The sequence below is a fragment of the Paenibacillus humicus NBRC 102415 genome (genome assembly GCF_004000905.1).
GTDB lineage: Bacteria > Bacillota > Bacilli > Paenibacillales > Paenibacillaceae > Paenibacillus_O > Paenibacillus_O humicus.
This window is the reverse complement of the sequence record NZ_BIMD01000001.1, coordinates 241609-268133: the sequence shown is the minus strand read 5'-3', so window position 1 is coordinate 268133 and position 26525 is coordinate 241609. Positions and strand designations below refer to the sequence as shown.

25 protein-coding genes are annotated in these 26525 nt (G+C 55.7%); 13 read left to right on the top strand and 12 right to left on the bottom strand.

Annotated elements, in window-relative coordinates:
* Positions 1-413: 413 nt before the first annotated feature.
* The 4 genes from PHU01S_RS01225 to PHU01S_RS01210 all read right to left on the bottom strand — a co-directional run bounded on the left by PHU01S_RS01225 (position 414) and on the right by PHU01S_RS01210 (position 3949).
* The gene (locus tag PHU01S_RS01225; protein ID WP_127505656.1) at positions 414-956 is read right to left on the bottom strand and encodes a GNAT family N-acetyltransferase; all 543 of its coding nucleotides are present in this window, start codon (positions 954-956) and stop codon (positions 414-416) included.
* A 76-nt stretch (positions 957-1032) separates the two neighbouring features.
* Positions 1033-1416, bottom strand: coding sequence for a VOC family protein (locus PHU01S_RS01220; protein WP_048745964.1), 384 nt, complete (start codon positions 1414-1416; stop codon positions 1033-1035).
* A gap of 331 nt (positions 1417-1747) precedes the next feature.
* A complete protein-coding gene (locus PHU01S_RS01215) occupies positions 1748-2827 on the bottom strand; it encodes a polysaccharide deacetylase family protein (protein ID WP_021877284.1) in 1080 nt (359 codons plus the stop codon).
* A gap of 48 nt (positions 2828-2875) precedes the next feature.
* The gene (locus tag PHU01S_RS01210; RefSeq protein ID WP_048745963.1) at positions 2876-3949 is read right to left on the bottom strand and encodes a glycoside hydrolase family 11 protein; all 1074 of its coding nucleotides are present in this window, start codon (positions 3947-3949) and stop codon (positions 2876-2878) included.
* Positions 3950-4312: 363 nt separating this feature from the next.
* On the opposite strand from PHU01S_RS01210, the gene PHU01S_RS25545 reads away from it, so the two are divergent.
* Complete coding sequence (locus PHU01S_RS25545) at positions 4313-4507, top strand: hypothetical protein (protein WP_021877286.1); 195 nt, start codon at positions 4313-4315, stop codon at positions 4505-4507.
* A gap of 405 nt (positions 4508-4912) precedes the next feature.
* On the top strand, positions 4913-5725 hold the full coding sequence (locus PHU01S_RS01205) for a serine/threonine protein kinase (RefSeq protein ID WP_048745960.1): 813 nt from the start codon (positions 4913-4915) through the stop codon (positions 5723-5725).
* Positions 5726-5816: 91 nt separating this feature from the next.
* Here the strand turns inward: PHU01S_RS01205 and PHU01S_RS01200 are convergent, their stop codons facing one another.
* The 3 genes from PHU01S_RS01200 to PHU01S_RS01190 all read right to left on the bottom strand — a co-directional run bounded on the left by PHU01S_RS01200 (position 5817) and on the right by PHU01S_RS01190 (position 7630).
* Complete coding sequence (locus tag PHU01S_RS01200; RefSeq protein ID WP_021877289.1) at positions 5817-6005, bottom strand: hypothetical protein; 189 nt, start codon at positions 6003-6005, stop codon at positions 5817-5819.
* Between the two features lie 75 nt (positions 6006-6080).
* Positions 6081-6878 carry a sugar phosphate isomerase/epimerase family protein gene (locus PHU01S_RS01195; RefSeq protein ID WP_048745959.1) on the bottom strand — a complete coding sequence of 266 codons (798 nt, stop codon included), beginning with the start codon at positions 6876-6878 and terminating at the stop codon, positions 6081-6083.
* 14 nt (positions 6879-6892) lie between these two features.
* On the bottom strand, positions 6893-7630 hold the full coding sequence (locus tag PHU01S_RS01190) for a phytanoyl-CoA dioxygenase family protein (protein WP_048745987.1): 738 nt from the start codon (positions 7628-7630) through the stop codon (positions 6893-6895).
* 157 nt (positions 7631-7787) lie between these two features.
* Between PHU01S_RS01190 and PHU01S_RS01185 the strand changes: the two genes are divergently transcribed.
* Positions 7788-8633 carry an AraC family transcriptional regulator gene (locus PHU01S_RS01185; RefSeq protein ID WP_049867352.1) on the top strand — a complete coding sequence of 282 codons (846 nt, stop codon included), beginning with the start codon at positions 7788-7790 and terminating at the stop codon, positions 8631-8633.
* Here the strand turns inward: PHU01S_RS01185 and PHU01S_RS01180 are convergent.
* Positions 8630-9406 carry a phytanoyl-CoA dioxygenase family protein gene (locus PHU01S_RS01180; RefSeq protein WP_127505654.1) on the bottom strand — a complete coding sequence of 259 codons (777 nt, stop codon included), beginning with the start codon at positions 9404-9406 and terminating at the stop codon, positions 8630-8632. The genes PHU01S_RS01185 and PHU01S_RS01180 overlap by 4 nt on opposite strands.
* 138 nt (positions 9407-9544) lie before the next feature.
* On the opposite strand from PHU01S_RS01180, the gene PHU01S_RS01175 reads away from it, so the two are divergent.
* Positions 9545-10432 carry a helix-turn-helix domain-containing protein gene (locus PHU01S_RS01175; RefSeq protein WP_127505652.1) on the top strand — a complete coding sequence of 296 codons (888 nt, stop codon included), beginning with the start codon at positions 9545-9547 and terminating at the stop codon, positions 10430-10432.
* A gap of 73 nt (positions 10433-10505) precedes the next feature.
* Here PHU01S_RS01175 and PHU01S_RS01170 read toward each other — a convergent pair whose 3' ends face one another.
* Complete coding sequence (locus tag PHU01S_RS01170) at positions 10506-11387, bottom strand: AraC family transcriptional regulator (RefSeq protein WP_127505650.1); 882 nt, start codon at positions 11385-11387, stop codon at positions 10506-10508.
* 145 nt (positions 11388-11532) lie between these two features.
* Here PHU01S_RS01170 and PHU01S_RS01165 point away from each other — a divergent pair, with 145 nt between their 5' ends.
* Complete coding sequence (locus PHU01S_RS01165) at positions 11533-14457, top strand: family 78 glycoside hydrolase catalytic domain (protein WP_246029111.1); 2925 nt, start codon at positions 11533-11535, stop codon at positions 14455-14457.
* A gap of 415 nt (positions 14458-14872) precedes the next feature.
* Here PHU01S_RS01165 and PHU01S_RS01160 read toward each other — a convergent pair whose 3' ends face one another.
* Positions 14873-16450, bottom strand: coding sequence for a copper amine oxidase N-terminal domain-containing protein (locus PHU01S_RS01160; RefSeq protein WP_164762936.1), 1578 nt, complete (start codon positions 16448-16450; stop codon positions 14873-14875).
* Between the two features lie 193 nt (positions 16451-16643).
* Between PHU01S_RS01160 and PHU01S_RS01155 the strand changes: the two genes are divergently transcribed.
* The 6 genes from PHU01S_RS01155 to PHU01S_RS01130 all read left to right on the top strand — a co-directional run bounded on the left by PHU01S_RS01155 (position 16644) and on the right by PHU01S_RS01130 (position 23495).
* The gene (locus PHU01S_RS01155; protein WP_164762935.1) at positions 16644-17519 is read left to right on the top strand and encodes an ABC transporter permease subunit; all 876 of its coding nucleotides are present in this window, start codon (positions 16644-16646) and stop codon (positions 17517-17519) included.
* Complete coding sequence (locus PHU01S_RS01150; RefSeq protein WP_049867356.1) at positions 17516-18436, top strand: ABC transporter permease; 921 nt, start codon at positions 17516-17518, stop codon at positions 18434-18436. The genes PHU01S_RS01155 and PHU01S_RS01150 overlap by 4 nt, the downstream gene beginning before the upstream one ends.
* A gap of 708 nt (positions 18437-19144) precedes the next feature.
* Entirely contained in the window at positions 19145-20341 is a 1197-nt protein-coding gene (locus tag PHU01S_RS01145) for an MFS transporter (protein ID WP_127505643.1), read from the top strand.
* A gap of 99 nt (positions 20342-20440) precedes the next feature.
* On the top strand, positions 20441-21685 hold the full coding sequence (locus PHU01S_RS01140; RefSeq protein ID WP_048745405.1) for an aspartate aminotransferase family protein: 1245 nt from the start codon (positions 20441-20443) through the stop codon (positions 21683-21685).
* 13 nt (positions 21686-21698) lie between these two features.
* Positions 21699-22736 (top strand): zinc-dependent alcohol dehydrogenase, encoded by a 1038-nt coding sequence (locus tag PHU01S_RS01135; protein WP_049867359.1) that lies wholly within the window; start codon positions 21699-21701, stop codon positions 22734-22736.
* 39 nt (positions 22737-22775) lie between these two features.
* Positions 22776-23495: an HAD family hydrolase gene (locus PHU01S_RS01130; RefSeq protein ID WP_049867360.1), complete on the top strand. Its 720-nt coding sequence runs from the start codon at positions 22776-22778 to the stop codon at positions 23493-23495.
* A 94-nt stretch (positions 23496-23589) separates the two neighbouring features.
* On the opposite strand, the gene PHU01S_RS01125 is transcribed toward PHU01S_RS01130, so the two are convergent.
* Together PHU01S_RS01125 and PHU01S_RS26955 are read right to left on the bottom strand one after the other, a co-directional pair.
* Entirely contained in the window at positions 23590-24192 is a 603-nt protein-coding gene (locus tag PHU01S_RS01125) for a DUF1349 domain-containing protein (protein ID WP_021877302.1), read from the bottom strand.
* A 451-nt stretch (positions 24193-24643) separates the two neighbouring features.
* Positions 24644-24784, bottom strand: a complete 141-nt coding sequence (locus PHU01S_RS26955; protein ID WP_307721770.1) for a hypothetical protein — start codon at positions 24782-24784, stop codon at positions 24644-24646.
* On the opposite strand from PHU01S_RS26955, the gene PHU01S_RS26950 reads away from it, so the two are divergent.
* On the top strand, positions 24723-24947 hold the full coding sequence (locus tag PHU01S_RS26950; RefSeq protein WP_307721769.1) for a C40 family peptidase: 225 nt from the start codon (positions 24723-24725) through the stop codon (positions 24945-24947). The genes PHU01S_RS26955 and PHU01S_RS26950 overlap by 62 nt on opposite strands.
* A gap of 504 nt (positions 24948-25451) precedes the next feature.
* A complete protein-coding gene (vanG, locus tag PHU01S_RS01115; RefSeq protein WP_127505641.1) occupies positions 25452-26510 on the top strand; it encodes a D-alanine--D-serine ligase VanG in 1059 nt (352 codons plus the stop codon).
* Positions 26511-26525: the final 15 nt, after the last annotated feature.

The following is a 26525-nucleotide window of genomic DNA, read 5'->3' as shown; positions in this document are numbered from 1 at the left end:
ACTTCATCTTGTTTAGTGCTTCAATTGATTGCATGCACTGTGTTCCCAATACTCCAATTGGTTTCATGCACATCAGTTTTAATCGTGTCTTTGACTTCCTATAACTCTTCAAAATGCCTGTGATGCGCATGACATGACCAATATCAGACTACGATCCTAAGCGATTCAGCAAATCGCACAAGACCTCGCGGGCATCCCAGATCGCGGCTCGCAAAAAAATGTCTGGAATTGCATTATCGATATTTCATGTGAATATATACTGGACGGAATTTTTTATCATTAAAAAAATAACCGCGCTTGGCGCGGTTTTGTGTTATACCATTGCAATCCGTTCTGGAGTTCGAATTTTTCGGAAATTTTTGTCAACGTTCCCAATAAAAGAGCCATCCGATAGGCATTAAAAATGATTAGTCCTAAGCATCCCCGGACGGATTGATAATAGCCAGTACCTGATGGTCCTCCCATACCCCGTTGATCTTCAGATTGCTGCGGGAAATGCCTTCTTTGTGGAAGCCGGCTTTTTCAAGCACACGAATCGATCCGGGATTCCGGGGGGAGACTTCCCCGACGATGCGGTGGAACTTCAGCTCTTCAAAGGCATAACGAACCACCTGCATGACGGCCTCCGTCATATAGCCTTTGCCATTATAAGCCTGATCCAGGCTATATCCGATCATGCAGCTCTGCAGCGGTCCCCGCGCCACAAAAGTAAGCCCCGCACTGCCGATAATTCGGTCATCCTCTTTGCTGCAGATGACAAATTCGTATTTACGATCCTCCGTCATATCAATCTTGCTCTTTTTGATCGCTTGGAGCTGATGCTCTTCCGTATAGTACTCATCCTTGTTGCTTGGAGAGAATCTTTCAAAGAACTCCCGATTGCGCTTGTAAAGCTCAGACAAATCGCGGGCGTCGGCTTCTTCGGGAAACCGGACGTATACTTGCTGCTCCGACATCTGCACCATCCCTATTTATGATAATATATAGTTCATTATATCACGGGATGAATTTTCGATTATACCGTGAGTCGAATCAAGAACCGTAAGCGGCGTCGAACTCAATGATGTTGTGGTCCGGATCGAGTACGAATATTTGCGAGAATCCCGCCAGGCTGCCTGGCCTCGCTTCATAAGGAATTCCCTTTGCCTCCAATTCCGCGATCGTATTCGCGAAGCTTTTCACCCAAACGGCAAAATGCCCGTCGATCGTATCGATCGGCCCCTGCCGCAGCGTCTCTCCTAGAGGGTTCTCCAGCAGATGAAGCTGCTGTGTGCCGACCGCGTACCAAACGCCCTTGGAATCGAACGGAGGCCGCTCGAGCTGCGTGAAACCCAGGAGTCCGGAATAAAACTTGTGCGCCTGCTCCAAATTCCGGACAGAAAGGCTGACATGATGCAAATACTCATACTCAAACATGGACATGCCTCCTTATGGCCTCTTCTCGCCCAATTGGCGTGACATGGCCGACTAGTATAACAATCATTTCTCCACGGCGACAACGATTTCCTTCGACTGTTCCTTCATGAGCTTTGGAGCATGTCGAATGGGTTGAACGCATCCCCTTCTGCCCGTCAGGCTCACCGGCGCTCTTATGCGCCATGATCATGAAAAAATCCCGGCGAAAGAGCTCGCCGGGACGGTTTTCCAGGATGACAATCATTTCTTTGCGGCAACCCGCCGCAAGAGGCGCAAGACTTCAGCCCATGATCTGAATTTATTCATTCCTTACATGATATTCCATGCCTCATTAATTGATCTCCAAGTAGTCCAAGTAAACATCCCATGTTCCGTTGTCGGTTGTGCACACGAGCTGAATTTCTTGGTTTCCGGTTCCATGGCTGACGTTGTTCAGCGTATAGACGGCGGGGCTGCTGCCTCCGAAGTAGAAGCTCCCCTTCGTCACGCCGCCGATCTTCAAGTCGACTCGAGCCATCGCAGAATTGCTCGAAGCTCCGCGGAGAGAGAAAGTGTGGGTACCGGTCGTGAAATTCTGCGTGTATTTCACCAAATCATTGTTGGCATATAAGGCGACGCCGGTGAAAGGCGAGCTGATCGTCGAGGTGTACTGCCCCCCTTTGGTCATATTCTCTGCTTCCATCTTGGTCGCTGTGCCGGGTGTTCCGCCTCCGCCTCCGCTGCCGCCATCCGGCGCGACCGCCCTGCCGGTGCTCGTCGAGATCATGCCGGAGCATAGGCCGCGGCTCTGCAGATTCTGTGCGATTTGCGGAATGGCTTGAATGGTCGTCTGGTACTGGTCATGCATCAGGATCACATCGCCGTTCTGCAGCCTGCCCGCAGCCGCCACGATTTGGGCCGTCGTCGCGCCGTTCCAATCCTGGGAATCGACGTTCCAGATGACTTCGGTTAGTCCATTCTGGGCTTCAATGGATTTCAACGTCGCATTGGTTTCTCCGTACGGCGGGCGGAACAGCTTCGGAGCCGTTCCCGTAATCGACTGGATTGTCTGCTGCGTACTCGCAATTTCCGTCGACATCTGCGCGCTGCTCAGCTGCGTCATATGCGGATGGGACCAGGAATGGTTGCCGATCCACATGCCTGCCGCCTGCTGGTCGCGGACGAGGGACGGGTTGTTTTGAGCATTCTGGCCAAGGTTGAACATCGTCGCCCGCAGGCCATTTTGCTTCAGCGTGTTCAGAAGCGTCGCGGTGTTGCTTGGATTCGGGCCATCATCGAACGTCAAGCCGACATAGCCGTTCGTGCAGCTGGCGGCAAAAGCTTCAGTGCCTGATATCGCCAACGAACCCGTGAACAAAAATACGACAAGCGTCCCGATCGCGGCCCACTTTCCTGCTTTGGCTTTGATCATGAACTCTCCACCTCCCGAGTTTAAATGAGCCGTCCGGTTGTTCGGATCTCAATTGATTTCCAAGTAATCCAGGTATGCATCCCATGTCCCATCATCGGAGGTGCAGACGAGCTGGATTTCTTGATTCCCGGTTCCATGGCTGACATTGCTGATTGTATAGACCGCAGGACTGCTGCCTCCGAAGTAGAAGGTTCCCTTCGTCACGCCGCCGATCTTCAAGTCGACCTTGGCCATATTGGAGTTGCTCGAAGCGCCGCGGAGAGAGAAGCTGTGGGTGCCGGTCGTGAAATTCTGCGTGTACTTCACCAGATCATTATTGGCGTACAAGGCGACTCCGTTGAACGGGGAACTGATTGCCGAGGTGTATTGTCCGCCTTTCGTCATCGACTCGGCTTCTGTTTTGGCCGCTGTGCCAGGAGTTCCGCCTCCACCGCCTCCGCCGATCGTCAGCGTGTGGCTCGTAATATCCGCGCTTCCGCTGCTTTGGTAGCCTTCGATGGTAAGCGCGACTTCGTACATCTTGCCCATCGGCATGCCTAAGCTTTCCCATTTTTTGAAATGCTCGCTGACGGAAATCGTGCCGCCTGTGCGTTTCGTCTGGCGGACGCTCCAATACTGCTTGAACGTTGCCGTACCGATTATGGACGGCTGGTTGACCCGGGTCGTCTCGTAGATGTCATAGGTTCCCCCGTCAACGGAGAAGGTGCCCTTGAAGGTGCCGGTCGGACGATAAGTCCCCCAGTTGTCGACGATGTAATATTCCACGAGCGGATCCTTCGTCCATCCATATACGCACAGATAAGAATTGCCGCCGGGATTGAACGTAGCGTTGTAGGTGATGGAAATGTTGCCCAGCTGGGAGTATGTTTTGGTCGAGTCGAATTTCTTTCCTTTGCGGAACAGGGCGTTGTTGATGTTGCTCCACTGGGCGCTGAACGTGCCTCCGCTATTGAGCGTCATGCTCGTATTGCCGGAATCCTTCCACAGTTCATAGTCATACCCGTCCTGGGTGCCCGTCTGGTTCGAAGTGATCGTTGTGGCCGCTTCTGCGATCCCTGCAGGCAAGGCAAGCACGAAGCAGATGAACATCGCGAATAGGAATTTCACCGATCTTGGTTTCATCATTCATTCCTCCTCCATTAGATAACGAGCAAGTTAGTATGACCTGGATGCCATGCAGACCGCACGGGCCTCCGCTCTCACTCCCTTTCATGTTTTATTGTAAGCGGTTACAATAACAATCTTATCAAAGTTATTCTACATTTATCACTTAGAAAACCTTAGACGATACCCCAAAAAGCTTAGCCTTTTGAGATGGGTTTGTTTTATGTTGATTGTCTCTTAAATGCTTTCTTTACCTGGATATGGAGTCTATTGACACTAAACAGGCTGCCATTTCTTGAATAAGGATCATTCAGCAGGCCGTGCTGCCCATTAAATCCTTTGAATAGGCGGGTACATAGGAACGCGGGGCAGCATCGACATATGTTGAAAAAAATGGACTCATGGGGTGATGGTGTGGCCAAATCCAATCCGAATACCTCTTGGATCGACGAATTTTCCTCCTTGGATTTAGCTAAAATTGGACTCACATTAAACGTGATCGGAGACATATTCGGCTATTTCTCGATCCTCAAGGGAGAAGAGGAACTTAAAAGCCTCGCTGAAGAGAAAAAATAGTGAGACCTTGCCCCGCATTCAGTGTGATGAATGCGGGCGGAATAAATAAAGCCGCTCGGTACGGGGATGGGGCCGTCGATGAGATTCAGATCGAGGAACTACAAAGTCCGGAAAAGCTTGATTCGCCTCCTGTTAGGACGACAGACGGTTCAGCGGTGTTCGTTCAGATGTGGCATATGATTGTCGCCTTGGACAGAGATTCATTCGTACCGCCGACGACCTCTCCAATGATTGGTATGCCCCCATTCCTGCCGCCTGCATCACGCGCCTGAAAGAAATGAATACATCCTCCAGATTAATCGTATTGCTGTTAAAGCAATCGAAGCCGACAAATACAATCAAAGAAATGAATGCGGCACCAGCCGAATTCATTGAGCTAGTTGGCAATTGGATGAGGAGATAGAAATGAACCTAATCGAATATGTGAAAGGTTTTTATCAAGCCTGGATAGATTATCCCCTACAGGAAGGCGATGTCATTGCAGACCGATACCGCATTGTCGAGCTGCTCGGCATCGGGAGCTACGGCTTGACCTACCGCTGCCTGGATCTGCAGCGGGGACAAGAAGCGGCGATGAAGCAAGCCAAGCCGAGCAAGGGAGAGGTCGGCCGGGAGCTGCTGCGGCGGGAGATGAAGGTGCTGGACAAGCTGCGCCATCCGTCCATTCCGCGCGCCTGGGATTTGCTCGTCGATAGGAACCAGCTCTATATGGCAAGCGAGTTTGCCGGAGGACAGACGGTGGAGGAGCTGATCTTCGAGCGGGGCAGCCTGTTCTCGGAAAGAGAAGCTTTGGATTTCATCAGCAGGCTGACGGATATTGTCGCTTATGTCCACCGGCAAGGATATGTGCATCTCGATATCCGCATCCCTAATGTCATTGCCGGCAAAAATCGGATTCATCTGATTGATTTCGGCTTGGCCAGGCGGATCGGCGAAGCTGCGTCGCCGGAGCCGCCTTTCCGGTCGGGCACCAGGCTGGCTCAAGATGCCGAACCCGCATCCGATCTGTCGGATATAGGCCATTTGCTGCTGTTCATGCTGTACTCAAGCTATCATCCGACGAAGATGGCCGACACGGGATGGGAGCATGAGCTGGATATGACTTCTGCAACTCGGCAGCTTCTTCGCAGACTTCTGCAAATTGAAGCTCCTTATGAGGATATAGATGCCTTCATGCGCGATCTGGAGCAATGTCGGACGGCGCATTCGGAACAATAAAAGCCAACCGATATACGGTTGGCTCGGGCATCAGAATGAAGCTTGCAGGGGCTTCATCCTGATGCAGATGCAGTGTAGATGCACATTACAGTCAGCTGGAGCTTCTTTTACGGCTTTTGTAATAGCTGTGTCCGTTGTTTTTATGTCCATACGCGCGATCGGATGAGCTGAGCCGGCTGTGGCCGTAATGCTTTTTACCGCTGCTGGAGCTGTACCGATGGCGTCCATGCTTGGAATGCTGGGCCGATCCTAACAGTTTAGTAATAAAACGTTTGATCATGTCTTCATTCCTCCTTTGGATTTATCGGTACTACGCGCTTTCAGCAGCGTGGTTCCAAAATGCAACGCGTCCTCTTCAGGAAGACGGATACGTTTCTCTGATCCAGCCTGCCATCCAATCGTTGACTTCACGGAGATCCGCTACCGGCTGACGCGTGAACGGAAGCGACGGCATATAACCGACCGGTCCGAATTCAGGCGTTACCGTCGCCACGGCTGCGCCGCTGCGCTCTCTTCCGGCTAGAACAGCATCCCACCAACACTTGAAGGCTTGAAGAACATCCTTGTTTTCGGGTGCGGCGGGATGGGCGACCTGAGGGCCTTCCGGGTGGCCGAGCCTGGCATGGATATGCACCGTCCGTTCGATGGCAAGCCGCAAGTCCTCCTCGAACTCCTCGAGCATCGTTTCGGTTACGCAGCACCAATGGCTGAAATCCGCCGTGATGGATAGATCCGGCAGTTCCCTTAGGAGAGCCGACGTATTCCAGGGCGTGAACATGGCTCTGGAGCGATGCGTCTCATGACCGACTGTGATGCCGATCGAGCGCTCCACCTTGAGCGCGCCTTCGAAGAATAGAAGCTGCTCCCAAAAGGGCATGAAGTCTCTGGCGCTATGGGAAACAATAAGCACCGGATCAAAGGCAGCGGCGCGTTCCGCCTGGGCGGCGAACGAGGTCGCGTGATCCCCGGATGTGACGATCTGGGCAATATAGGACAACCTGTGTGCAGCGAGCTGCTCCTTGAATTCCCTCTCCAGATTAAGAGGCGGCAATGGCGCCTCGATTCCCGCATAACCCTCCCTCGCTGCCCGCTTCATCAGCTCCGAATAGGTTCCTTCCATCCCCCACAACGCCTGGAAGAGCTTGATTTGCATTCCAGCTTCACTCCTTATTCGTTTACGAAATGGCTGCCGCCAATATTCCTGCCCCTTGCCAGCCATATTTTGAAGCCCGGATTTTTATCGGGGTATACTACCGCTTCCGTCGAAAAATACCGCATCGTATATCCGCATCTGCGGAACTCGCTCCTGTTCGCTGCCGCCCCGTGGATGATCCGGGAATCGTGCAAGGAGCATTCTCCCGGTTCCAGCTCGAAATAAACGGCCTTCGACTCGTCCACGTTTTTGATTTGGGTGGAGAACGTATTCTTGGTCCCGTCAATAGCTTCATAGTCCGAAAATCCGTTGCCGTGGGTGCCTGGCAGCACCCGCATGCAGCCGTTCTCCTTCGAGCTTCGGTCTATGGCCAGCCATACGGTTACGATTTTGTCGAAAGAGCTCAATCTGCCTTTCCAGTAAGCGGAGTCTTCATGCCATGGAGTCGCCCGGCCGACATAGGGGTCTTTGCAGATGAAGTGGCTGGACCACAGTCCGATGTTGGGGCCGATGATCGGCTCGACAAGATCGAGGACTTCATCGCTGAGCAGGAAGTCGAGCAGCCGCTCGTCGCGGAAATGAGGCGTGTCCAGCTCGTCGGACAGCTTGCTTCCTTTCATGGCGAGCTGCTCCTCGAAAATATCCGTCAACGTACGCATTTTTTCGGCGCTGAACAGCGGCTTTTTATGAAGCAAATACCCGCGCTCCCCGTATGACTCGACTTCTTCTTGGTTCAATATCGTAGATTCCATGTCGATGACTTCCTCCCTTGAGCTGGCTTCGAGCTTATTGTAGCTCTGCCTCCCTCTGGGCCTCTCCTCCTCGCTTACGGAATGATACGCATATCTTCCGGTCTTCCCGCTCTTCCGGTATAATCCGGATAAATGAAACGAAGGAGCTGATCCCTTCATGGAACTGAAGGAGCATCCGGATCGCTTGACGATCGACGAGTACATGGCGGAATCGTCCCATTGCCTGTTCCGGCAGGAGCTCGATACGCCATGCCATCTGCACTGGCACGAGTTTTACGAGCTGACCTATGTCCGCTCCGGCAACGGCGTCAACCGTGTCAACGGAACGGACATCCCGATCGGCGAGGGAACGCTGTTCCTGCTGACTCCGGCCGATTTTCACGAAATTCGTCCCTTGGAAGCGTCTACGCTCAAGATCTACAATTTGATCTTCAAGGAATCGATGATTTCGGAGGAAATCCGGACGCTTCTATTCAACGGGCGCATGCTGTCGCCCATGCTGATGAAGCTTGAAGATCGGCGGGCTGGAGAGCTGTTCGCCATCCTGGATGAGGAGGACAGCCGCAGCAGCAGGACCGGAGAGCTGATCGTGCGGAACCTTCTGGGATGTCTGCTGCTGATGCTGTGCCGGGACGAGAAGGACGCGATCAGAGGCGAAGCTTCCGCAGCTCCCTTGCACCCCAGCATTCAGCAGGCTCTGTTCTATCTCCAGCATCGTTTCCGCGAGCCGTTGACGCTCAGCCAGGCTGCCAAGGCTGCAAGCCTCTCGCCCAATTATTTCAGCGAATGCTTCCGCCAGCAGCTCGGCGTCAGCTTCCAGCAGCATCTGCTCGACCTGCGCCTCGAATTTTCCCGGTCGCTGCTGCAGGCATCCTCCCTGCCCGTATCCGAGATCTGTTATGCTTCGGGCTTCAATACGCTGACTCATTTCGAGAAAATGTACAAGCGCAAATATGGGCATCCGCCCAGCCGAAGCCGTCGTGTACAGGTTGCGGGAGCCTAACCCTTGATGCTGAAGTCCGGCTTCGCCTTGTCGAACCGCGGATTGCCTCCGCATACCATAAGACCCGAGCCCCAGTCGATATGGACATTTTCCGTCGGATAATCGGAAGCATCCTTGTATTGGAACAGCACGTTCCGCCTCGTGCGCTCGCTGCGGTTGGCATCCGAGCCGTGGATCGTCAGGTAGTTGAAGAACAGCACATCTCCCGCCTCCGCAGGACATGGCAGTCCGTCCGATATCGGATATTCCTTGTGGTTCAAATAGTAAGAGCCGACATGAGGCAGGCCGCCTTGCGTGTGCGAGCCCGGTACGACCCTCAGGCAGCCGTTCTTCTCGTCCGCCATGTCCAGGTGCACGCTTGCCGCCAGCATGGAATGCTTTTCATGAGGGAAGTAGGGATAATCCTGATGCATAGGGAAGGCAGCCCCGTTTTCCGGCGGCTTGACGAGCATTTTCGAATGGTGAAGCTGGACGTCGGGTCCGATGAGCTGCGACAGGATCGCTGTCATATTGGGGTGCACGACTGCCCGCGTGAAGCAGGCCTCATGGTAATGGACATCGTGGAAACCTTTGAGCACCAGCTTCTTCAGCTCCGCCGGCGGCAGGAAGTCGCCTTGCCAGGCGGAGTTTTCGTCCCGCTTGGCCTGGGCGGCGCGCTGGATGATCCGCTCCACCGCTTCGCGCATCTCCTCCACTTCCGCCTGGCCGAATACTCCTTTGACGAGCAGATACCCGTTTTCTTTGTAAAAATCCACATCGTGCTGACCGATCATGCATGCTCCTCCTTAAAAGTAAAGATTGATTTCAAGCGGTTCTTGCTTATAATCATAGTCAAAGTCCCGATGGACGTCTTTGCGAATAGATGTCTGGTTTTTGCACGTTGACGCCAACATTTACTGGAGGACAAGCCGATGTACCGATATCAGGCAAGCGATGTCATGCTGAACAGCCGGATCATGGAAGCGATCCATCCGAATGCCCGCTTTGTCATCTACTATTGGGGAGTCGACGAGCGGCTGCACAGCAATCCGGTTCACAAGCATTCCTTTTTCGAGGCCTGCTATGTGCTCGGAGGGAAGGGGACGTATACGGACAATGGAAGGCCATACCCTCTTCAGAGCGGGACTCTGTTCCTTTCCCGTCCCGGCGTCGCCCATCAGATTGTTACGGAAGACGGCCTCAGCCTTCTGTTTGTCGCTTTTGAGCCCGATGAAGCGAAGACGGATCCGGAAATTCTCGCCGCATTCCGTGCTCTGGCCGAAGCAGAGAGAGTCTGGGTGGAAGACGGCTCCCGGACGCCGACCGCGCTGCTCTGGGAATCTCTCCTAATCCGCGAAGAGAACGCGTACAATCTCCCCGGAGCAGCGGTTGCGCCAGCCGCTTCCGCACTTCTGCTGTCTTTCCTTGAGCTCTTCGGAGAGCCGGCAGCCGCGCCAAAACCCGGCATCCCGCGCGACAACATGATTTTGCGCCGGGCCAAGCTGTACATCCGGGACAATCTGTCGAAGCCTCTCTCGCTGCCCGAGATGGCGGCGATGCTCAATGTGTCCGAACGCCATCTGTCGAGGCTGTTCTCAGGCGGCATTCATGAGAGCTTCACCGGTTATATCCGCCGGGAGCGCGTGCGCGAGGCGGCACGCCTGCTGAATGAATCCGAGCTGCCGATCAAAGAGATTTCCGAGATGGCCGGCTTTTCTTCCGTCCACTATTTCTCCCGCACGTTCACGTCCATGATGCATGTCCCGCCGGGCGTATTCCGCCGACAGGCGCGTCCGCCCCATTCTGCGCATGCCGAATAAGCCGTTTCCTTCATCGGAAGCGGCTTATCTTTCGGCTCGTAGCGGTCCTATTTACCTGCGGAGTTGAACGGGGCTATCGCTGCACCCGGTACTCCCGCGGAGTCAGCCCCGTATGCCGGCGGAACAGGACCGAGAAGAAGCTGCGGTCCTGGTAGCCGCATGCCTCCGCGACCCGCTCGACGCCCATTGAGGTGCTGCGGAGCAAACGGCATGCTTCACGAATGCGCAGCTCCTGCACGAAGCGGCTGAGAGGCTTGCCGGCCGCTTCGGCGAACAGACGGTGGAAATGCCGGACACTGAGTCCCGCCTCGCCGGCAAGCTCCTCCGCCCGGAACGGGATGCAAGGATCGCTGCGCAGCTTCCGGATAACGGCTTCGATTCCGGGGCGGTTCCCGCTCTCCCGGCAATAGCTTTTTGTTGTTCCACGGCAATGCTCCTCCAGCTCCGCCAGCAGAAGGATGAACAGAGCATGCAGTCTTGCCGTTCCTCCCGGCCGTTGATCCCGGAGCACTTCCAGTCCTTCCTCCATGATGCGGCGGACAACGCCCCTGTCATCCTTCAGCCGGAACCATTCCGGTGAGCCGGGCAGCAGATTGAGCGCCCTCCGGGCCGACTGCAGCTCGTCCAGGCCGGGGAAGCTGCTCAGGGCTGCTTCCGCCTGTCCGGGAACAAGGATAAAGTTGCCGATCAGGAGCGGAAACCGGGAGGATGTCGATCGGGGCCGGAACACATGAGGGGTTCCGAGCGGCAGGACAAAGACATCCCCGGCTTGCACATCCATGGAATGCTCCCCGACGTAATGCACTCCCGTTCCCTCCATCACCAGACAAATCTCCGTGAATTCATGCCGGTGCAGCTGCAGCTCGAACGATTCCGATACCCGGTTGACATAGTAAGGGCGGTTGTCGTCGAAGAACAGATGCGCCGGCGTGACCGCAACCGACTGCTGCGCCATCCGAATCCCTCCTTTTTGTCAGGATAACCAACCGATTTGGCCTGATCAACCCCTTTTCTACAAATGCCTGCGCTTACAATAAGAAAAAGACAACGCCATCAAGGCCATGCTTGGCCATCCCAGCCCGAAAGGAAGCGGAGCAATCATGACCGAGCGCACCTGGCAAGCCCAATGGATATGGGGAGGCTTGGAAGCGAGTCCGCGGAACGAATGGCGCTGCTTCCGCCGCAGCTTCGACCATCCTCTCTCTGCAGAGAAGGAAGCCGCCCTTCACATCAGCGCCGACTCCCGCTACGTCCTCTATGTGAACGGCGCCTTGACCGGCCGCGGGCCGGTGAGGTGTTGGCCGGAGGAGCAGTCCTACGACAGCTACGATATCGGCCGCCTGCTGAAGCCCGGCCAACGCAACGCGATTGCCGTGCTTGTGCTCCACTTCGGCATCTCGAACTTCTGCTATGTGCGCGGGCAAGGCGGTCTCATTGCGGAGCTCGAAACCCCCTCAGGGATCAGCCTGCCTACCGGCGGGGACTGGGAAACCGCCCTGCTCGGAGGCCAGCTGCCCAGCTCGCCACGGATGTCCTGCCAGCAGGCATTCGCCGAAGTCATCGATGCCGGCGGGCAGGACGAAGGCTGGACGACGGGAGCATCCCGGCTCATGGACTGGTCGCCTGCGGCGGCTGTCTGCGCTGCCGGAGAAGGACCCTGGAAAAAGCTCGTATCCCGCGACATCCCGTTCTTGACGGAAGAGAAGCGATATCCATCCCGTATTGCCGGGCTGAGCCGCGTCAAGCCTCCTGCCTTCATGGCTGCCATCGATCTGCGGACAATCATGGTTCCGGACAGTGCCGGCCACGCCAACCCTGTCAGCTATTGCGGATTTCTGGCCTCTGTGCTCCAGCTGGAGGACAAGGGCCGTGTCACGATCGGTTTTCCCGGAGGAGCTCGGCCCGGGGGCATTGTCGTGGACGGCGTCTCCATCGATGCGTACCGGGGCGTCCAGCCGGAACGCTATTACGATCTGGAGCTTGCCGCCGGCCCCCATACGCTGCTTATCGACGTCACCTCCGGCGACCACGGAAGCAGCTTCCATCTTGGCGTGGATGCGGATGTGCCGTTCGCTCTTGCGGCTCCGGCGCAAGCGCCTGGAGGAGAGCGGCGCCATCCCGCTTCTGCTGCGCGATTACCGGAAATGACCTCCCCGAAGGCTCCTTTTTCCGCAATCGGACCGTTCGACGCCGTCAAGCATGTCGATCACCGAGCCGGCAGAGAGCTCGATACCGATCATCCGCTCTATGCGCGCCTGAAGGCAGGCAAGGTCTCTATGGACGATCCCGATTTGAGAGGCTGGCTTCGCCGCATCGATCCCCGCCTGATTACCGGGCAGGATGCCTTCGGGCTCAGCGTCTGGCAGCGCGAGCATGAGCGGCTGGCCGTGCCGGCCTCGCTTCAGAACGCCGTGCTGGCCGTGCCGGAGCCGGCCGAGCTGCCGCTGTTCCCCGGCTGGGACTGCGAGCTTGTCGTCGATCTCGGCGAGCAGCGCTCCGGCTTCATCGGATTCGAGCTGGATGCTGCGGCAGGAACGGTCGTGGATATTTACGGCATCGAGCATATCCAGCATGACTTCAGGCAGCATACGTACGGACTGGACAACACGCTGCGCTACATATGCCGCGAGGGCAGGCAGAGCTATTTGTCCCCCGTCCGGCGGGGCTGCCGCTACTTGATCCTGACCGTAAGATCGGCAGACCGTCCCGTTCTGCTGCAGGAGATTCATATCCTCCAAAGCTCTTATCCCGCAGCCGACAACGGCAGCTTCCGCTGCTCGGATGCCCTTCTGAACGAGATCTGGCGCATCAGCCGCAGGACGACGAGGCTGTGCATGGAAGATACGTTCGTCGATTGCCCTTCGTACGAGCAGGTGTTCTGGGTAGGCGACGCGCGCAACGAGGCGCTGGTCAACTACTATGTCTTCGGAGCGACCGAGATCGTGAAGCGCTGCCTGAAGCTGGTTCCGGGCTCCGCCTCCGATACGCCGCTGTATTTGGACCAGGTGCCGAGCGGCTGGAGCAGCGTCATTCCCAACTGGACGTTCTTCTGGATCATCGCCTGCGAGGAGTTCGTGGAGCATACGGGAGACTTGGAGTTCGCCCGCGGAATCCTGCCGCATATCCTCCGGACGATCGAAGCCTATTCCTCCCACATTGACAGCTCAGGACTGCTGAACATGCGGGGCTGGAACCTGCTCGACTGGGCTCCGATCGACCAGCCCGGCGAAGGCATCGTCACCCATCAGAACCTGTTCATGATCAAGGCGCTTCGCCAGGCGGCCCGGCTGGCCGAAACCGCGGGCGAATCCGGCACGGCCCATCATTGGCTGGAGCAGGCGTCGTCCCTGCAGGCCGCTGTCAACGAGAGCCTCTGGGATGAGCGGCAGCAGGCCTATCTGGACTGCATCCATGCCGACGGCAGGCGGTCATCCGTATTCAGCATGCAGACTCAAGTCGCTGCCTACCTGTGCGAGGCGGCTGACGGAGAGCGCCTGGCCGCTCTGGAGCAATACCTGGCGGAGCCGCCGGCTGAGTGGGTCCAGATCGGAAGCCCGTTCATAAGCTTCTTCTATTATGAGGCGCTCTCCAAGCTGGGCCGCCATGAGCTCATGCTGGACGACATCCGCCTTCACTATGGCCGGATGCTGGAGCATGGCGCGACGACCTGCTGGGAGATGTACCCCGATTTCGCGGAGAACCGGGCCAATCCCGATCTGCTTACCCGCAGCCACTGCCATGCCTGGTCGGCCGCTCCCGGGTATTTCCTCGGCGCGTCCATTCTTGGCGTCCGCAAGCTGTCGGCAGGCTGGCGTTCCGTAGAGATCGCTCCCCAGCCTGCAGGCTTGAGCTGGGCCGAAGGCGTCGTGCCGCTGCCGGACGGAGGCGAGATCAACGTCAGCTGGCGGGTTGCAGGGAAGTATATTTCGCTTCGGATCGAAGCGCCATCCGACATCGCCATTCAAGTGACATGGCCGGAAGGCCATGCAGGCACGGTGGAGCAATTGACGACGGCGCGGATGTGAACGTTCGTTGGGCCGCGCCGGCTGCATTGCCAGTAGATAAGCCCATGATCGGCCACCCTTCCCGCGATGCGACTAGATAAGCCCATGTTAGGTCACCTTGCCTGAGATGCGACTAGATAAGCGAATGATCGGCCACCCTGCCGGCGATGCGGCGAAATGCATAGGCCCATGATGTGAAGCTCCAAGTGCCGTAGTCCCGTGATGTGAAGCTCCAAGTGCCGTAGTCCCGTGATGTGAAGCTCCGTTCTGCAAGGGCAAGCAAAAAAGAACGCGTTCGGTTCAGGAAGCCGTGGAAGACTTGTCCTGATCCCGAAACGCGTTCTTTGTCATTGCATGAAACGCTATCACCGATCGGTTGCAAAACGGGCGAGTTAAGCCTTGGGCCAATCGTCCGGCATGCGCTGCGGCAGCTCGTTTAGCCGACCTCGCGCTCAAGTGTGACATATTGGGTGTAGCTTTCTTTCTGGACGCTGATCGAAGCTCCGAGGAAACGGGCAATATCCCTCGCCGGGACGTACAGGCTGCCCCTCACGACAGTTGCCGGATAGGAAAGCTCTGCGTTTTTCCCGTTGATCTGAATCGACCGGCTGTCTTTTTGGAACCAAGCCGTCTTGCCGGTCGCAGCATCCTGCAGACTCCATTTCTTCTTTGAGGAATCGTACATAAGGGTTCCTCCCATGCGCTCCGCAACGCTTCTCAGCGGCACCAGCGATTGTCCGGATGCCGTCAGGATGAACGAATCCGGTCCGAACGGGAAGAACAGAGCCGTTTGCCGGCCGGCTTGCAGCTCGTTTTTGAGGATCTCGTATGCGGCGCTTCCTTTATCGAAATCCTGCATGATCCGGAAGCTCGGGGCGTCCGCCCAGCGATTCGAAGACCAGCTGTCCTTGCCGGCTGCCGGCTTGTCCGCGGCCACCTCTTCATTGACATGCCACTGTTCCCGCTGGATAACCAGGCTGATTCCTTGGATCGGAAGCTTCTCCCGCTCCACCGTGGCTTGCTCCGGCTGCCATACGGCTGCAGCGCTCAAGCTGCGGATATGCAGAGAGGAATCCAGCAGCAGCTCCGCCTTGAGCGAGGAGCCCTTCGTCAACAGATCCTCGAGCCCCCCTTCCTCCTCCGCCTGGTCCATGCTGTCCAGACCGGATGCAAGGCCGTCGCGGATGGACTCGACCGCGCTGGCGACGAGCTCGTCCTTGCCCGCTGCGGTCAAAGGCTCGCCGTTGTCGTCGGCCGCTTCAAGCTCGGGATGCGCCAGAATGACATCGTACAGGGCGCTGATGGACTCATTCAGCCCGTCGGGATCGGACGCCAACTCCGCTACATATTTTTTGAGCCAGCTCCAAAGCTCCATGCCCTGCCACTCTGTCGTCACTTTCCAGGCTGCTTGGCCTCCGCCGTATACGTCAGCGGATACAGGAAGCACGGAGAGGCGTTCGGGGTTCGGCAGCTTGGAGATCCAGAATCCGCCTGCCTTATCCACCAGCTCGCGGCCGATCAGCGCGGATTGCAGCGGGTCTACCGAGCCGCCGATTCCGACAGCGGAAGCGCCGAGGCTGTCCCCGTAGCTGTAATCCTCGTCATTCATAGGGATGACCAAGGGCTTTTTAAGTCCTTCGATCCGGATAACGGCCTGCTGTTCATCCGCTTGTGCGGAAAAGCCGATGCTGCGGCTTCCGAACAGCAGCGCGCCGTGAAGCGATTGACGCTTTTCGTTCTCGACTTTCCATGAATCGATGCGCACCTGCACATTTTCCAGCAGCTTCATTGCCTGCTCGCTGCGAGCGCTGACATCTTCAAAGGCGAATCGGCTGAAATCCACGCTCAGCATCAAGCTGCCCCGGCTTTCGCCGGATTGCGTCGCAAGCGATTTGGCGATAGCGCCGTTCAAGTCCAGGCCTCCGACCGCCTGACAGCCTGCGGCTGCGAGCATCAGCAAGCAAAGGCCGAACAAGGCCGTTTTCCGAATTTTGTTCCATCCCGACTCTCTCATCGACGACATTTCCCCTTTTATTTCTTTTGAATGCTAGATTATTTTATCACAAGAGGATAGAGATGGAAGAGAGTCAAGCGGGAAACGGCTTCCCGCCGATAGAAACGAAACGGATCTAGACTTTTCAAGGATTTAAAAGATATACTTAATGGAATTTCCAAAGGAAGGGAATCCAGCGATAGCGATGTCAAAAATGAACCGAATTGTTTTAAGCATTCCAATGGTCTTCATCCTCGTCTTGATCATGTCCGAGCTGCCTCTCTTGCTGCAGCCGGACGGGAGCCACTCTATCCGGCTCGATTGGCCTCAGGGCGCAGCAAGCATCAAGGCGTATTTTTCCGGCATCCCGACCGGCGATTCCTTCCGGTTTCTATCCGGACAGAACACGCTTTCCTTCTGGGAGCAGATCGGAAGCTATTTCATCATTTCATTCGGTTATCTCGCCTGCGGAGCTCTGATCGGGACGACGATTGGCGTCCTGATCGGAATCTATTTCTCGTTATCCCGTGCGGAATGGCTGAAGCGGACCGTGGAATTTTTGGGCGCGATGCCCGATTTCGTATCCATCCTTCTCCTTCAATTTCTGGTCGTATTCGTGGCATCGAAAACCGGAGTCGTCCTTTTTCAAATCGCGACCTTATCGGTCAAGGAGCCTGCGATCGTGCTTCCCCTCGTATCGTCGATTCTCATTCCGGCCAGCTATATGATTCGAAACGTAACGATGCAGATGACATATACGCTGGCCGAAGATTATATCGGCTTTGCCAAAGCCCGCGGATTAAGGAAACTCTACATCGTTTTCTATCATGCTCTTCCCAATGTGCTTCCTTTCATACGAGCGGATCTGCATAAGTTTCTGGGAATTTTGATCGGGAATATCTTTATCGTGGAGTATTTGTATAATCTGCATGGCTTGACGATGCTCTTGTTCAGCAATGTCTACTCCTATAGCGGATACCAATTCCCGCTTGTCGTGAATGGACTCCTCACGCTGCTTCTTCTATACGCCGTTATTTATACGTTGCTGAAAACTTATCTATGGGGATGGGAAAAGGTGTTGTCTCGATGAACAAAACGCTGCTGGCAGGTTTGATTCTCACAACGGCAATTATAGGCGCAGCCATTTTCGGCAAGTTTTTTATCCGGCATGATTTGGACGAGCCGTTGAAAATTCATTATGCAGTCGACAGCAGCGGAAAAGGAACGATTGTTGCGCCGCCGCTTCCTCCAGGCAAGGATTATCCGCTTGGAACCGACTATTACGGCTATGACCTGATGACCCGGATTTTGGTTGGCGCCAAGTACACGATTTTCTTAGCCGTCGCGATTGCTTTTGCCCGAGTGTTTTTCGGCGGAATCGCGGGCATGCTGCTGGGTTACTTCGCCAGGAAGCCCGCAAAACGCCGAGAGCCGGCGACAACCTGGAAGCTGCTGAATGGAATTCCGATTTTTTTGGTCATTTGGCTGCTGCTGGCCGGATTATCGATCAATTCCAGCCTTTCGCCGATTCGGTTGTGCGTCGTGATGGGAGCAGTGCTTGCCGCCGTCGGGATTCCGTCGGTTGTCATCTCGATCAAGGAAAAAACGGAGCTTATTCGAGAAAAGCCGTTCATCCTCGCTGCTCGATCAATCGGCACGGGCCACCGGAAAATGATCGGCGCCCATCTCTTTCCCCACTTGAAGGACAGCTTCCTGATCTTGATCGTCCAGGAAATCGTGCTCGTCTTGACTCTGTTCGGGCAATTGGCCATCTTCCATCTGTTCGTTGGAGGAACAGTCATGACCTTCGATCCGATCGAATACAACAGCCGCACCAATGAATGGGCCGGATTGATCGCGGCCGGACGGAGCAGCCTGGACGTCTACCCATGGATCCTGTTTGTTCCTCTCGCCGCTTACCTCGTCCTTATTCTGGGATTCCAGCTGCTTGCCAGAGGCCTTCAAACCCTGTTCAATCAAAAATACACGAAGCCCTCCCGTCTTTAGCCTGCTGCACGCATGAACTGAACCGGAACCGATCCTTCTTCCTGGTCATCATCCATGGAAGTAACGAAAAAGCGGATGCCCATAGGGCATCCGCTTTTTCGTTCTTGAGCCTTTCAAGCGAGCTGCATCGACATCCCGTTCATGCCTTCGACGGCATGCGATGAACGTTTTTGTCTGTTGCCTATGGACAAGACTATGTCTGCGGTCCGCCCGCTGCGTTGTCGGCATGCGCCCTCGAAGCGCTCGGCCCGTCATCGCCCTTGTCGAATAGGGTCGCCATCGTCGGCGCTCCACGCTGAATCAAGCCGGTTCTATTCCTTTGCTGCGTTCCTTTCCCCCGGCCTTGCTGCACAAGAGCCTTCAGTCCCAGTTGGATATTTTTCTTCCGCTTATGACACCGGCATGAGAGGAAACCGCACTGGTTTCCCCGTTTTATAAATGCCATTCAGTCTGGTCAACCTCAGGAAGGAAGGCTCGGCCAATGGTTTTCGCGCTCTGTCGACAACATGTGAAGAAATAATATTAATGTGATATTAATCCATCTATTTACGATTCATTTCGACATGAAAATCGATTTTTATTTTGATTCAATCGGTCTATATAATTTGGACAAGTTCTAAATGTACAATACGTACTAGTTTTGAAATGAAATAACAACTGGTATTGTTATTCATTTGTAAACTAAAAAAAGAGCGGGAGGATTGATTGTTGAGAAGAATTTTTCGTTTAAGCTGCGGATTTTACTTCCTGATCGGTGTTACCAGCGTTGTTTTGGGCTCTCTTTTGCCCCAGCTATTGACCGCCTACAATCGCTCTTACAGCGATGGCGGAACGTTGTTGTTTTTGCAGTTTCTCGGCTTTTTGGCTGGTGTGATGGCGTCTCCTGTCATGTCGGCCCGGCTAGGACGGAAGAGGCTGCTGATCCTGGCCTTGGCATCCATTGCCGTTGGGTATTTCGTGATGGGCTTTTTGCCCGATTGGACCTGGATCCTCATCATGACCATAGCCGCAGGCTTCGGCTCCGGCATGATCGAATCCACCATCGGAGCCTTCACGATTGAATTCGCGGAAGAACAAAAAGCGGTTGCGATGACCAAGCTGGACGTTTATTTCGGTGTCGGCGCGCTGCTGATTCCGGCCTTGGCCAGCCTGTACATCTTCCTCGAACTGTGGCGCTTCACCTTTTTCACCCTTTCGGCCATGACCATCCTGCTGCTGCTGCTCTGGAGCAAGGTTCCCGGCTCAAGCTCGGCAGGTATTCATGAAGCCGGACCGGCGGAACCCGGCCATCGGAAGCTCCGGTATTCGGGAAGGAGCCTTCGGATCTTGATTCTATTCGCGGCTTTCTTCTTCGTCTATATGGGCTTGGAGCTGGGACTCATGAATTTCCTTCCTTCTCTTTTCATCGAGACGATTCATGCCAAGGATTCCGCAGCTTCATTGAGCGTTACGATTCTGTGGGCTGCCATGGTGATCGGCCGGCTGTTCGTAGGGAGAATCGCGGAGTCGATCCGATATATCCCTTTCTTGTTCTGGAGCGCAGCTGGAACGCTTCTGCTTCTCTCCGCCATGGCCGTCATCTCCAGCGAATGGGCTCCCTATCTGCTCGTGTTCGGAGTCGGTCTATGCATGTCGGGGCTGTTCTCCATCGCTCTCGTGTATGCCGATACACTGCTTCCCGGACAGACCGAAAAAACAACCAGCATCCTGATCGCTTCGGGCGGGATAGGCGGCGCGGTTCTGCAATATTTGATCGGCTGGAGCATGGCCCAAGGCGCCGCCATCCATACGATCTGGCTGTTTGCGGGCTTTAGTGCTGTGCTGCTTTTGTCCATTGGTCTGGCTGATAAATGGAGCGCCGCGCATAGAAGCGTTCCCCTGATCCAGCCGGGCAAGGAGCTGTAGGGACTTCGGATTTCAATCGAAAGGTCATTGTTGAGGAGGTGATGCGCAACTACGTGGGGCTCCGACGAAGTCATCCTTATTCATAGTGGAGGTAAACTCATGCAAACCTTGACAAAAGACCGGTTCAGGTACGGAAAAGGAATCAAGCTGATCGATGATTCAGGAGCCGAATACCTCGATGGAGTATCCGGCACCTTCAACCTTTCTCTCGGCTACAACCATCCCTATGTCGTGGAAAAAGTGCAGGAGCAGGTCGGCAACCTTACCCATATGTCCTCTTCTTTTACCGAGCCTTATGTGAATGAAGTGCTGGATCATCTGGTCGAATATGCTCCCAACGGGATCAATGCCGGCTGGATGCGGGATATCACCGGCTCCACCGCCAACGAATGCGCGACGAAAATCGCTCAGAAGTATACCGAGTCCACGGATATCATCAGCCTGTTCTTGTCCCATCACGGCCAAACCCAGTTTGCGACAGGCATTTCAGGCAACGCTTTCCGGCGCAGGAAATTCCCCAACTCCGCCGCCGCGAATTCCCTGCATGTGCCCGCTCCCTATTGCTACCGGTGCCCCTTCAACGCTTCGCGCCCGAATTGCGGGTTTCAATGCATCGAAGCCATTTCCGACCATATCGAATATGCGAGCTCGGGATCGGTCGCCTGCATGATTATCGAGCCCATTCTGGGCAATGGCGGGAATATCATCCCCCCTGACGGCTACTTCGAGCGCCTCCGCAAATTATGCGATGAATACAACCTCATCCTTATCGCCGACGAGGTCCAGACCGGCATCGGCCGCACCGGCTACATGTTTGCAAGCGAGCTCTTCGACATCCGTCCCGATATGATCACCCTTGCCAAAGGGCTCGGCGGAATCGGCGTGCCGGTGGCGGCGGTGCTGATGCAATCCCGCTTGGATGTGCTGGAGAAGCATGAGCATTCCTTCACGTCCGGCAGCAATCTGATCTCGGTTACAGCCGCCAAATCAACCTTGGATGTCGTGTCCGAGCCGGGCTTCCTTGACGAGGTGAAGCTGAAAGGCGAAATATTGGGCGAGCTGCTGGGCGAGCTGGCGGAAAAGCACTCGTGCATCGGCGAAGCGCGCGGCGTAGGGCTTATGTGGGGCCTTGAAATCGTCGACAGCGAGGACGCTCCCGATGTGGCGAAGGCAAATGCGGCCATCGAGCGGGCATTCAGCGATCAGCGCCTCATCTTGAGAGGATCGCGGTACGGCTTCGGCAACGTCGTGAAGGTGAGGCCTTCCCTGACGGTCACCGCGGATGAGCTCGTGGAAATCGTCGGCAGATTGGACTCGGTTCTGGACAGTCTTGAATACAGTTGAGGAGGAGAAACGGATGCAAGCATTGGTGTACAATTCGGCTTGGGATGTCGCTCTCGAAGAAAGGCCCGTACCGGCCATCGAGAAGGATAACCAGGTGCTGGTCCGCATCAAGGCCACTGGCGTATGCGGCACGGATCTCGGAATCGTGAGCGGGAAATATCAGGCGTCGTCCTCCATCATCCTCGGCCATGAATCGGCGGGAGAAGTGGTCCTTGTCGGCAAGTCCGTCACGACGCTTATGCCAGGAGACCGGGTCGTGATCGATCCGACCTACTACTGCGGCCAGTGCGGGATGTGCAGGACGGGACGGCAAAATCACTGCGCCCATAAATCCGTCACGGAAACGGGCGTCAGCGCCGACGGCACCTTCACCGACTATTATGTGGCCGAAGACCGCTTTCTGTATAAGCTGCAGGACCATGTCAGCTATGAGGAGGCGACCTTGACCGAGCCGCTCAGCTGCATTCTGACCGGCATCAACCAAATCAACCTTCTTCCCAGCTTCCGGACGATCGTTCTGGGTGCCGGGCCGATCGGCATTCTGTACAGCCATGCGCTCGCATCGAAAGGCGTAACGGGTTCTCTGGTGGACATTTCCAAGGAAAGGCTGCTCAAGGCGGGCTCGATCGCTCCGGCTCGCTGGGAAGCCTATGATTCGTTCCAGGCAGCCGTCGAGGCGGCCGATCCGTCGGGGCGGCAGGTCGACCTGATCGTAGACACGACAGGCGTGGTCGGCACTCAGGTCATCTCCAACCTGGCGAACGGCGGCTACCTGATGCTGGTCGGCTTAAGAGACGGCACAAGCACGTTCAATCCGAAGGAAATCGTGGACCGGAGCTTGAAAATCATCGGCTCCATCGATTCATTGGGAACCTTTTCGACCGCCCATTACTTGATCGAGCAGCGCATCGTTCCCGCCAAAGAAATCATTACCCATACGTTTCCGCTGGACCGGTACAAGGAAGCCTTTCACGCTCTCGGATGCGACTTGAACGAAAGAACGCTCAGTGCGTCCTCCCATGCGATCAAGGTCATTCTTCAATCCAGCTGATCCGTACCAATCAATCTGGGAATCAAGGGAGAGAAAGCCATGAACGCATGGAGTCTATCCGATTGGAAAGAAAGCCCGATACAGGCGGTGCTGTTCGATATGGACGGCGTGCTCGTCGACAGCGAGCCGATTTATTTCGAAATCGAGCGAAGCTCGTTTCTCCACTTCGGCGCTTCCGTCGATGAAGAGGAGCATCATGGCTATGTCGGCATTACGCTGGAAACGATGTGGCGGCGGGTGTTGGACAAGCATCGGATCCACGCCGGACTCGAGCAGGTTTTGTCCCATCACAAGGAAATGGTGTTGACGGCTCTGGCCCGGCACGAACGTCTCGAGGCCATGCCCGATGTCGAATGCTTGCTGAGGTATTTCCAGGAAAGGCAAGTTCCGCTCGCTGTCGCCTCCTCCTCCCCTCGGGCATTGATCGAGATCATCATGGAGCGCACCGGGCTCGGCAAGTACTTCGACGTCGTGGTCAGCGGCGAGGAAGTCGATCGAGGCAAGCCGGCGCCGGATATTTTCCTTCGCGCGGCGAGCTTGCTGAATGCGGAGCCTGCCTCCTGTCTCGTCATTGAAGATTCGCGCAATGGAGTCCAGGCGGCGAAGAGCGCAGGGATGAGATGCATCGGCTTCCGCAATCCGGGATCCGGCAACCAGGACCTTGCCATGGCCGATGTCCTCATAACGGCTTATGGAGAGCTGCTGGATATCCGGCATACGCTGCCGATCTCTCCGCTTGTTCTGGAGAAGAAGGCCTGATGGCAATGGAGCAGCAGATTACGTAGATGAGACAAAAGCCCAAGGATCCTGCCTCCGGAACGAGGCGGGATCCCTGGGCTTCTGGCGGATGGGATCAGTCCTCGACAGGCTCGACATGGACATCCGTATCAGGCTCGGCCAGCACCCATCGGGTGAAGGCGACCTTGAGTCCTCCGCTCGTAGGCGCGCAGAGGAAGGGACCGGCTTGCCAATCTTCGCGGCTCGGCAAAGGACTGACGCGGATCGTTCTCCAGGGATGACGCTCCGTTCTCGCTCTCACAATGACCGCATCCTCCAGCCGGGATGCCCGGATCGTCACGACTTCCCCCGCCCATTCCGGAACCGGGGAAAGCGACCAGTCCGACAGTCCCGAAGTGACTACGGCTCCCACATGCGGGATGCCGTCGTTCATTTCGATGCCGGCTTTTATCCATTGCTCCGAATGGCTCCACAGCATGAGTCCTGCCTGATCGTACAGATGATCCATGCCGTCAAGGCGGAATCCGACCTCGATGGCCTTGTCGCCATTCCATGGAGCAAGCAGGGAGTGGCCGCTGTCGCGCTGGAATCCGTACATCGTTTTTTGCCAGAAGTCGCTTCCTTCCACTGCCTCCACATGAAGCTTGCCATCGATTTCTTCCCAGGACAACGGCTTTGTCAGCCATTCTCCGCTTGACCAGGCTATTTTCTCGGACATGTTTGTTCTCCTTCGGTTAGGATTTCCATATTTCCACTAAGTATAAAAGAGATGGGCTTGTCTGCCTACAGCTTTTCCAGCCGTTCTTTGGCGGGAAGCGCAAGGATGCGCGGATTTCCGGGCGGCTTCCCTTTCAGGCTCCGCCTTGGCGATCCGGCTTTTTTCTCATCGTCAATACGGCCTGGATGATTTTTTTCTCATGGTTTTCTAACAAACGGGCTCAACCGCAAGGGCGGTCAGGACTTTCGTCCACATTGGGAAGTAGTGGGGATTACGGCTGTGTTATGGTGTTCCCAGGCGATCACGACAGCCATCATCAACCTACTATACCGAGCGGGAGGAACTCAACCATGCAACCTCGCAACCATCGAGTGAGAACCAAGCTGCTAGGCGTTGCGCTGAGCCTGTCCATGGCCTTTTCCGGAGCTATGCTTTTGGATCCGAGCACGACTCATGCTGCGGCTGCAAATGGGAATGCGAATGCTTCCACAGCCGATGCTGTTGTTGCAACGGGAATGCAATACTTGGGCGTGCCGTACAAATTCGGGGCAAGCTCCGGATCAACGGATGCTTTCGACTGCTCTTCGTTCATGCAATATATTTTCAAGAAAAACGGCATCGATCTGCCCCGCTCGTCCAGGCAGCAAGCCGCTGTCGGCACGCCGGTGGCGAAGGACCGGCTGCAGCCGGGCGATCTCGTGTTCTCGGATACGAATCGGGACGGAGTCATCAACCACGTGAGCCTCTACATCTGAGACGGCAAGCTGCTTCATACTTACCGTGTCGGCATCGGCGTCACCGTCTCGACATTTGCCGGCAGTACTTGGGACAACACGTTTGTGACCGCTCGTCATGTCCTTCCTGGCGGCAGCGGTACGGTGGATCTCCCTCAATCGGACGAGCAGGCCTCCGTAGCTGCAACGACCGGCAAATCGATTGAAGCGGCGAAACCGGCCGCTTCGGAAGGCAAAAAAAGATATGACTGGAAACCGTCCAGACATAGCTGACCTGACTGCACGCCACATTGAATTCCATAAAAGGCTCTCTGCTTGTTGTTCGAGGCAGAGGGCCTTTTTTGGCGTAAAGCCCGAATGGCGCGGCAAAAGGGCTCGACCTTTGATGAAATGGATTGGATTATAAGTCTGTTTGGACTCCGCCTGATACATTTTTTTATTTATCTCCGTCTTTCCTACATCCATGCAAGAGAACAATAAGCCCATCGTCCTGCTTGCAAACATGCATAGGAGTGAAACAATCATATGAAAAGATCCATGATCGGAATCATTTTCGGCGGCCGCTCGACTGAATACGAAGTTTCCCTTTCCTCCGCAGCTGCGGTCATAGACAGCTTGGACCGGAACAGCTATGAAATCGTTAAGATCGGCATTACCAGACAAGGAGAATGGTACCGGTACGGCGGCGATTCCAGCGCGATCCGCGAGGACCGCTGGAGGTCGCATCCAAGCTGCGTACCCGTTGTATTGTCCGCCAACCGCGCTTTTCCAGGCTTGATCGAGCTTGCAGGCACGGAATTCCGATTCACCCCGCTCGACGCCCTCTTCCCTGTCATGCATGGCAAAAACGGAGAAGACGGCACGATGCAAGGCCTTCTCGAGCTGTCCGGCATTCCGTTCGTAGGCTGCGGCATGCTGTCCTCGGCGGTATGCATGGACAAAACGATGGCGAAAATCATCGTTCAGTCCGACGGAATCAACGTCCCTCCATCTGTCAGCGCCATAGCCGGCGATTCGATGGAAGATACCGTCGCGGCTGCGGAACAGCTCGGATATCCGCTCTATGTCAAGCCTTCGCGGTCAGGCTCGTCCATCGGCATCACCAAGGCACACGGGCGGGACGAGCTGCTGGCCGGAATCGGGAAAGCTTGGGCTCACGACAGCCGCCTCGTCATCGAGCGGCATATCGAGGGCTTCGAGCTGGGATGCTCGGTACTCGGCCATGAGGATCCGATTGCCGGAGAGCTCGATGAAATCGCGCTGCACGGGGAGTTTTTCGACCATGCGGAAAAATATTCGCTGAGCACGGCCTCCATCCATCTCCCTGCCCGCATCGACGCAGGCACAGCCCGGGAAGCAAAAGAAATGGCGCTGCGCATCTACCGGATTCTGGGATGCAGCGGACTCGCCCGGGTGGATCTCTTCCTCGGGAAGGACGGACGGCTGTATTTCAATGAAGTCAATACGATTCCGGGGTTTACGGAGAAGAGCAGGTATCCCGGCATGATGCGCGAAGCGGGAATCGGCTTTCCCGAGCTGCTCGACCGCTTGATCCATGATGCGTTGAAGGAACCGCGTATATGAAGGCCGATACAAGTC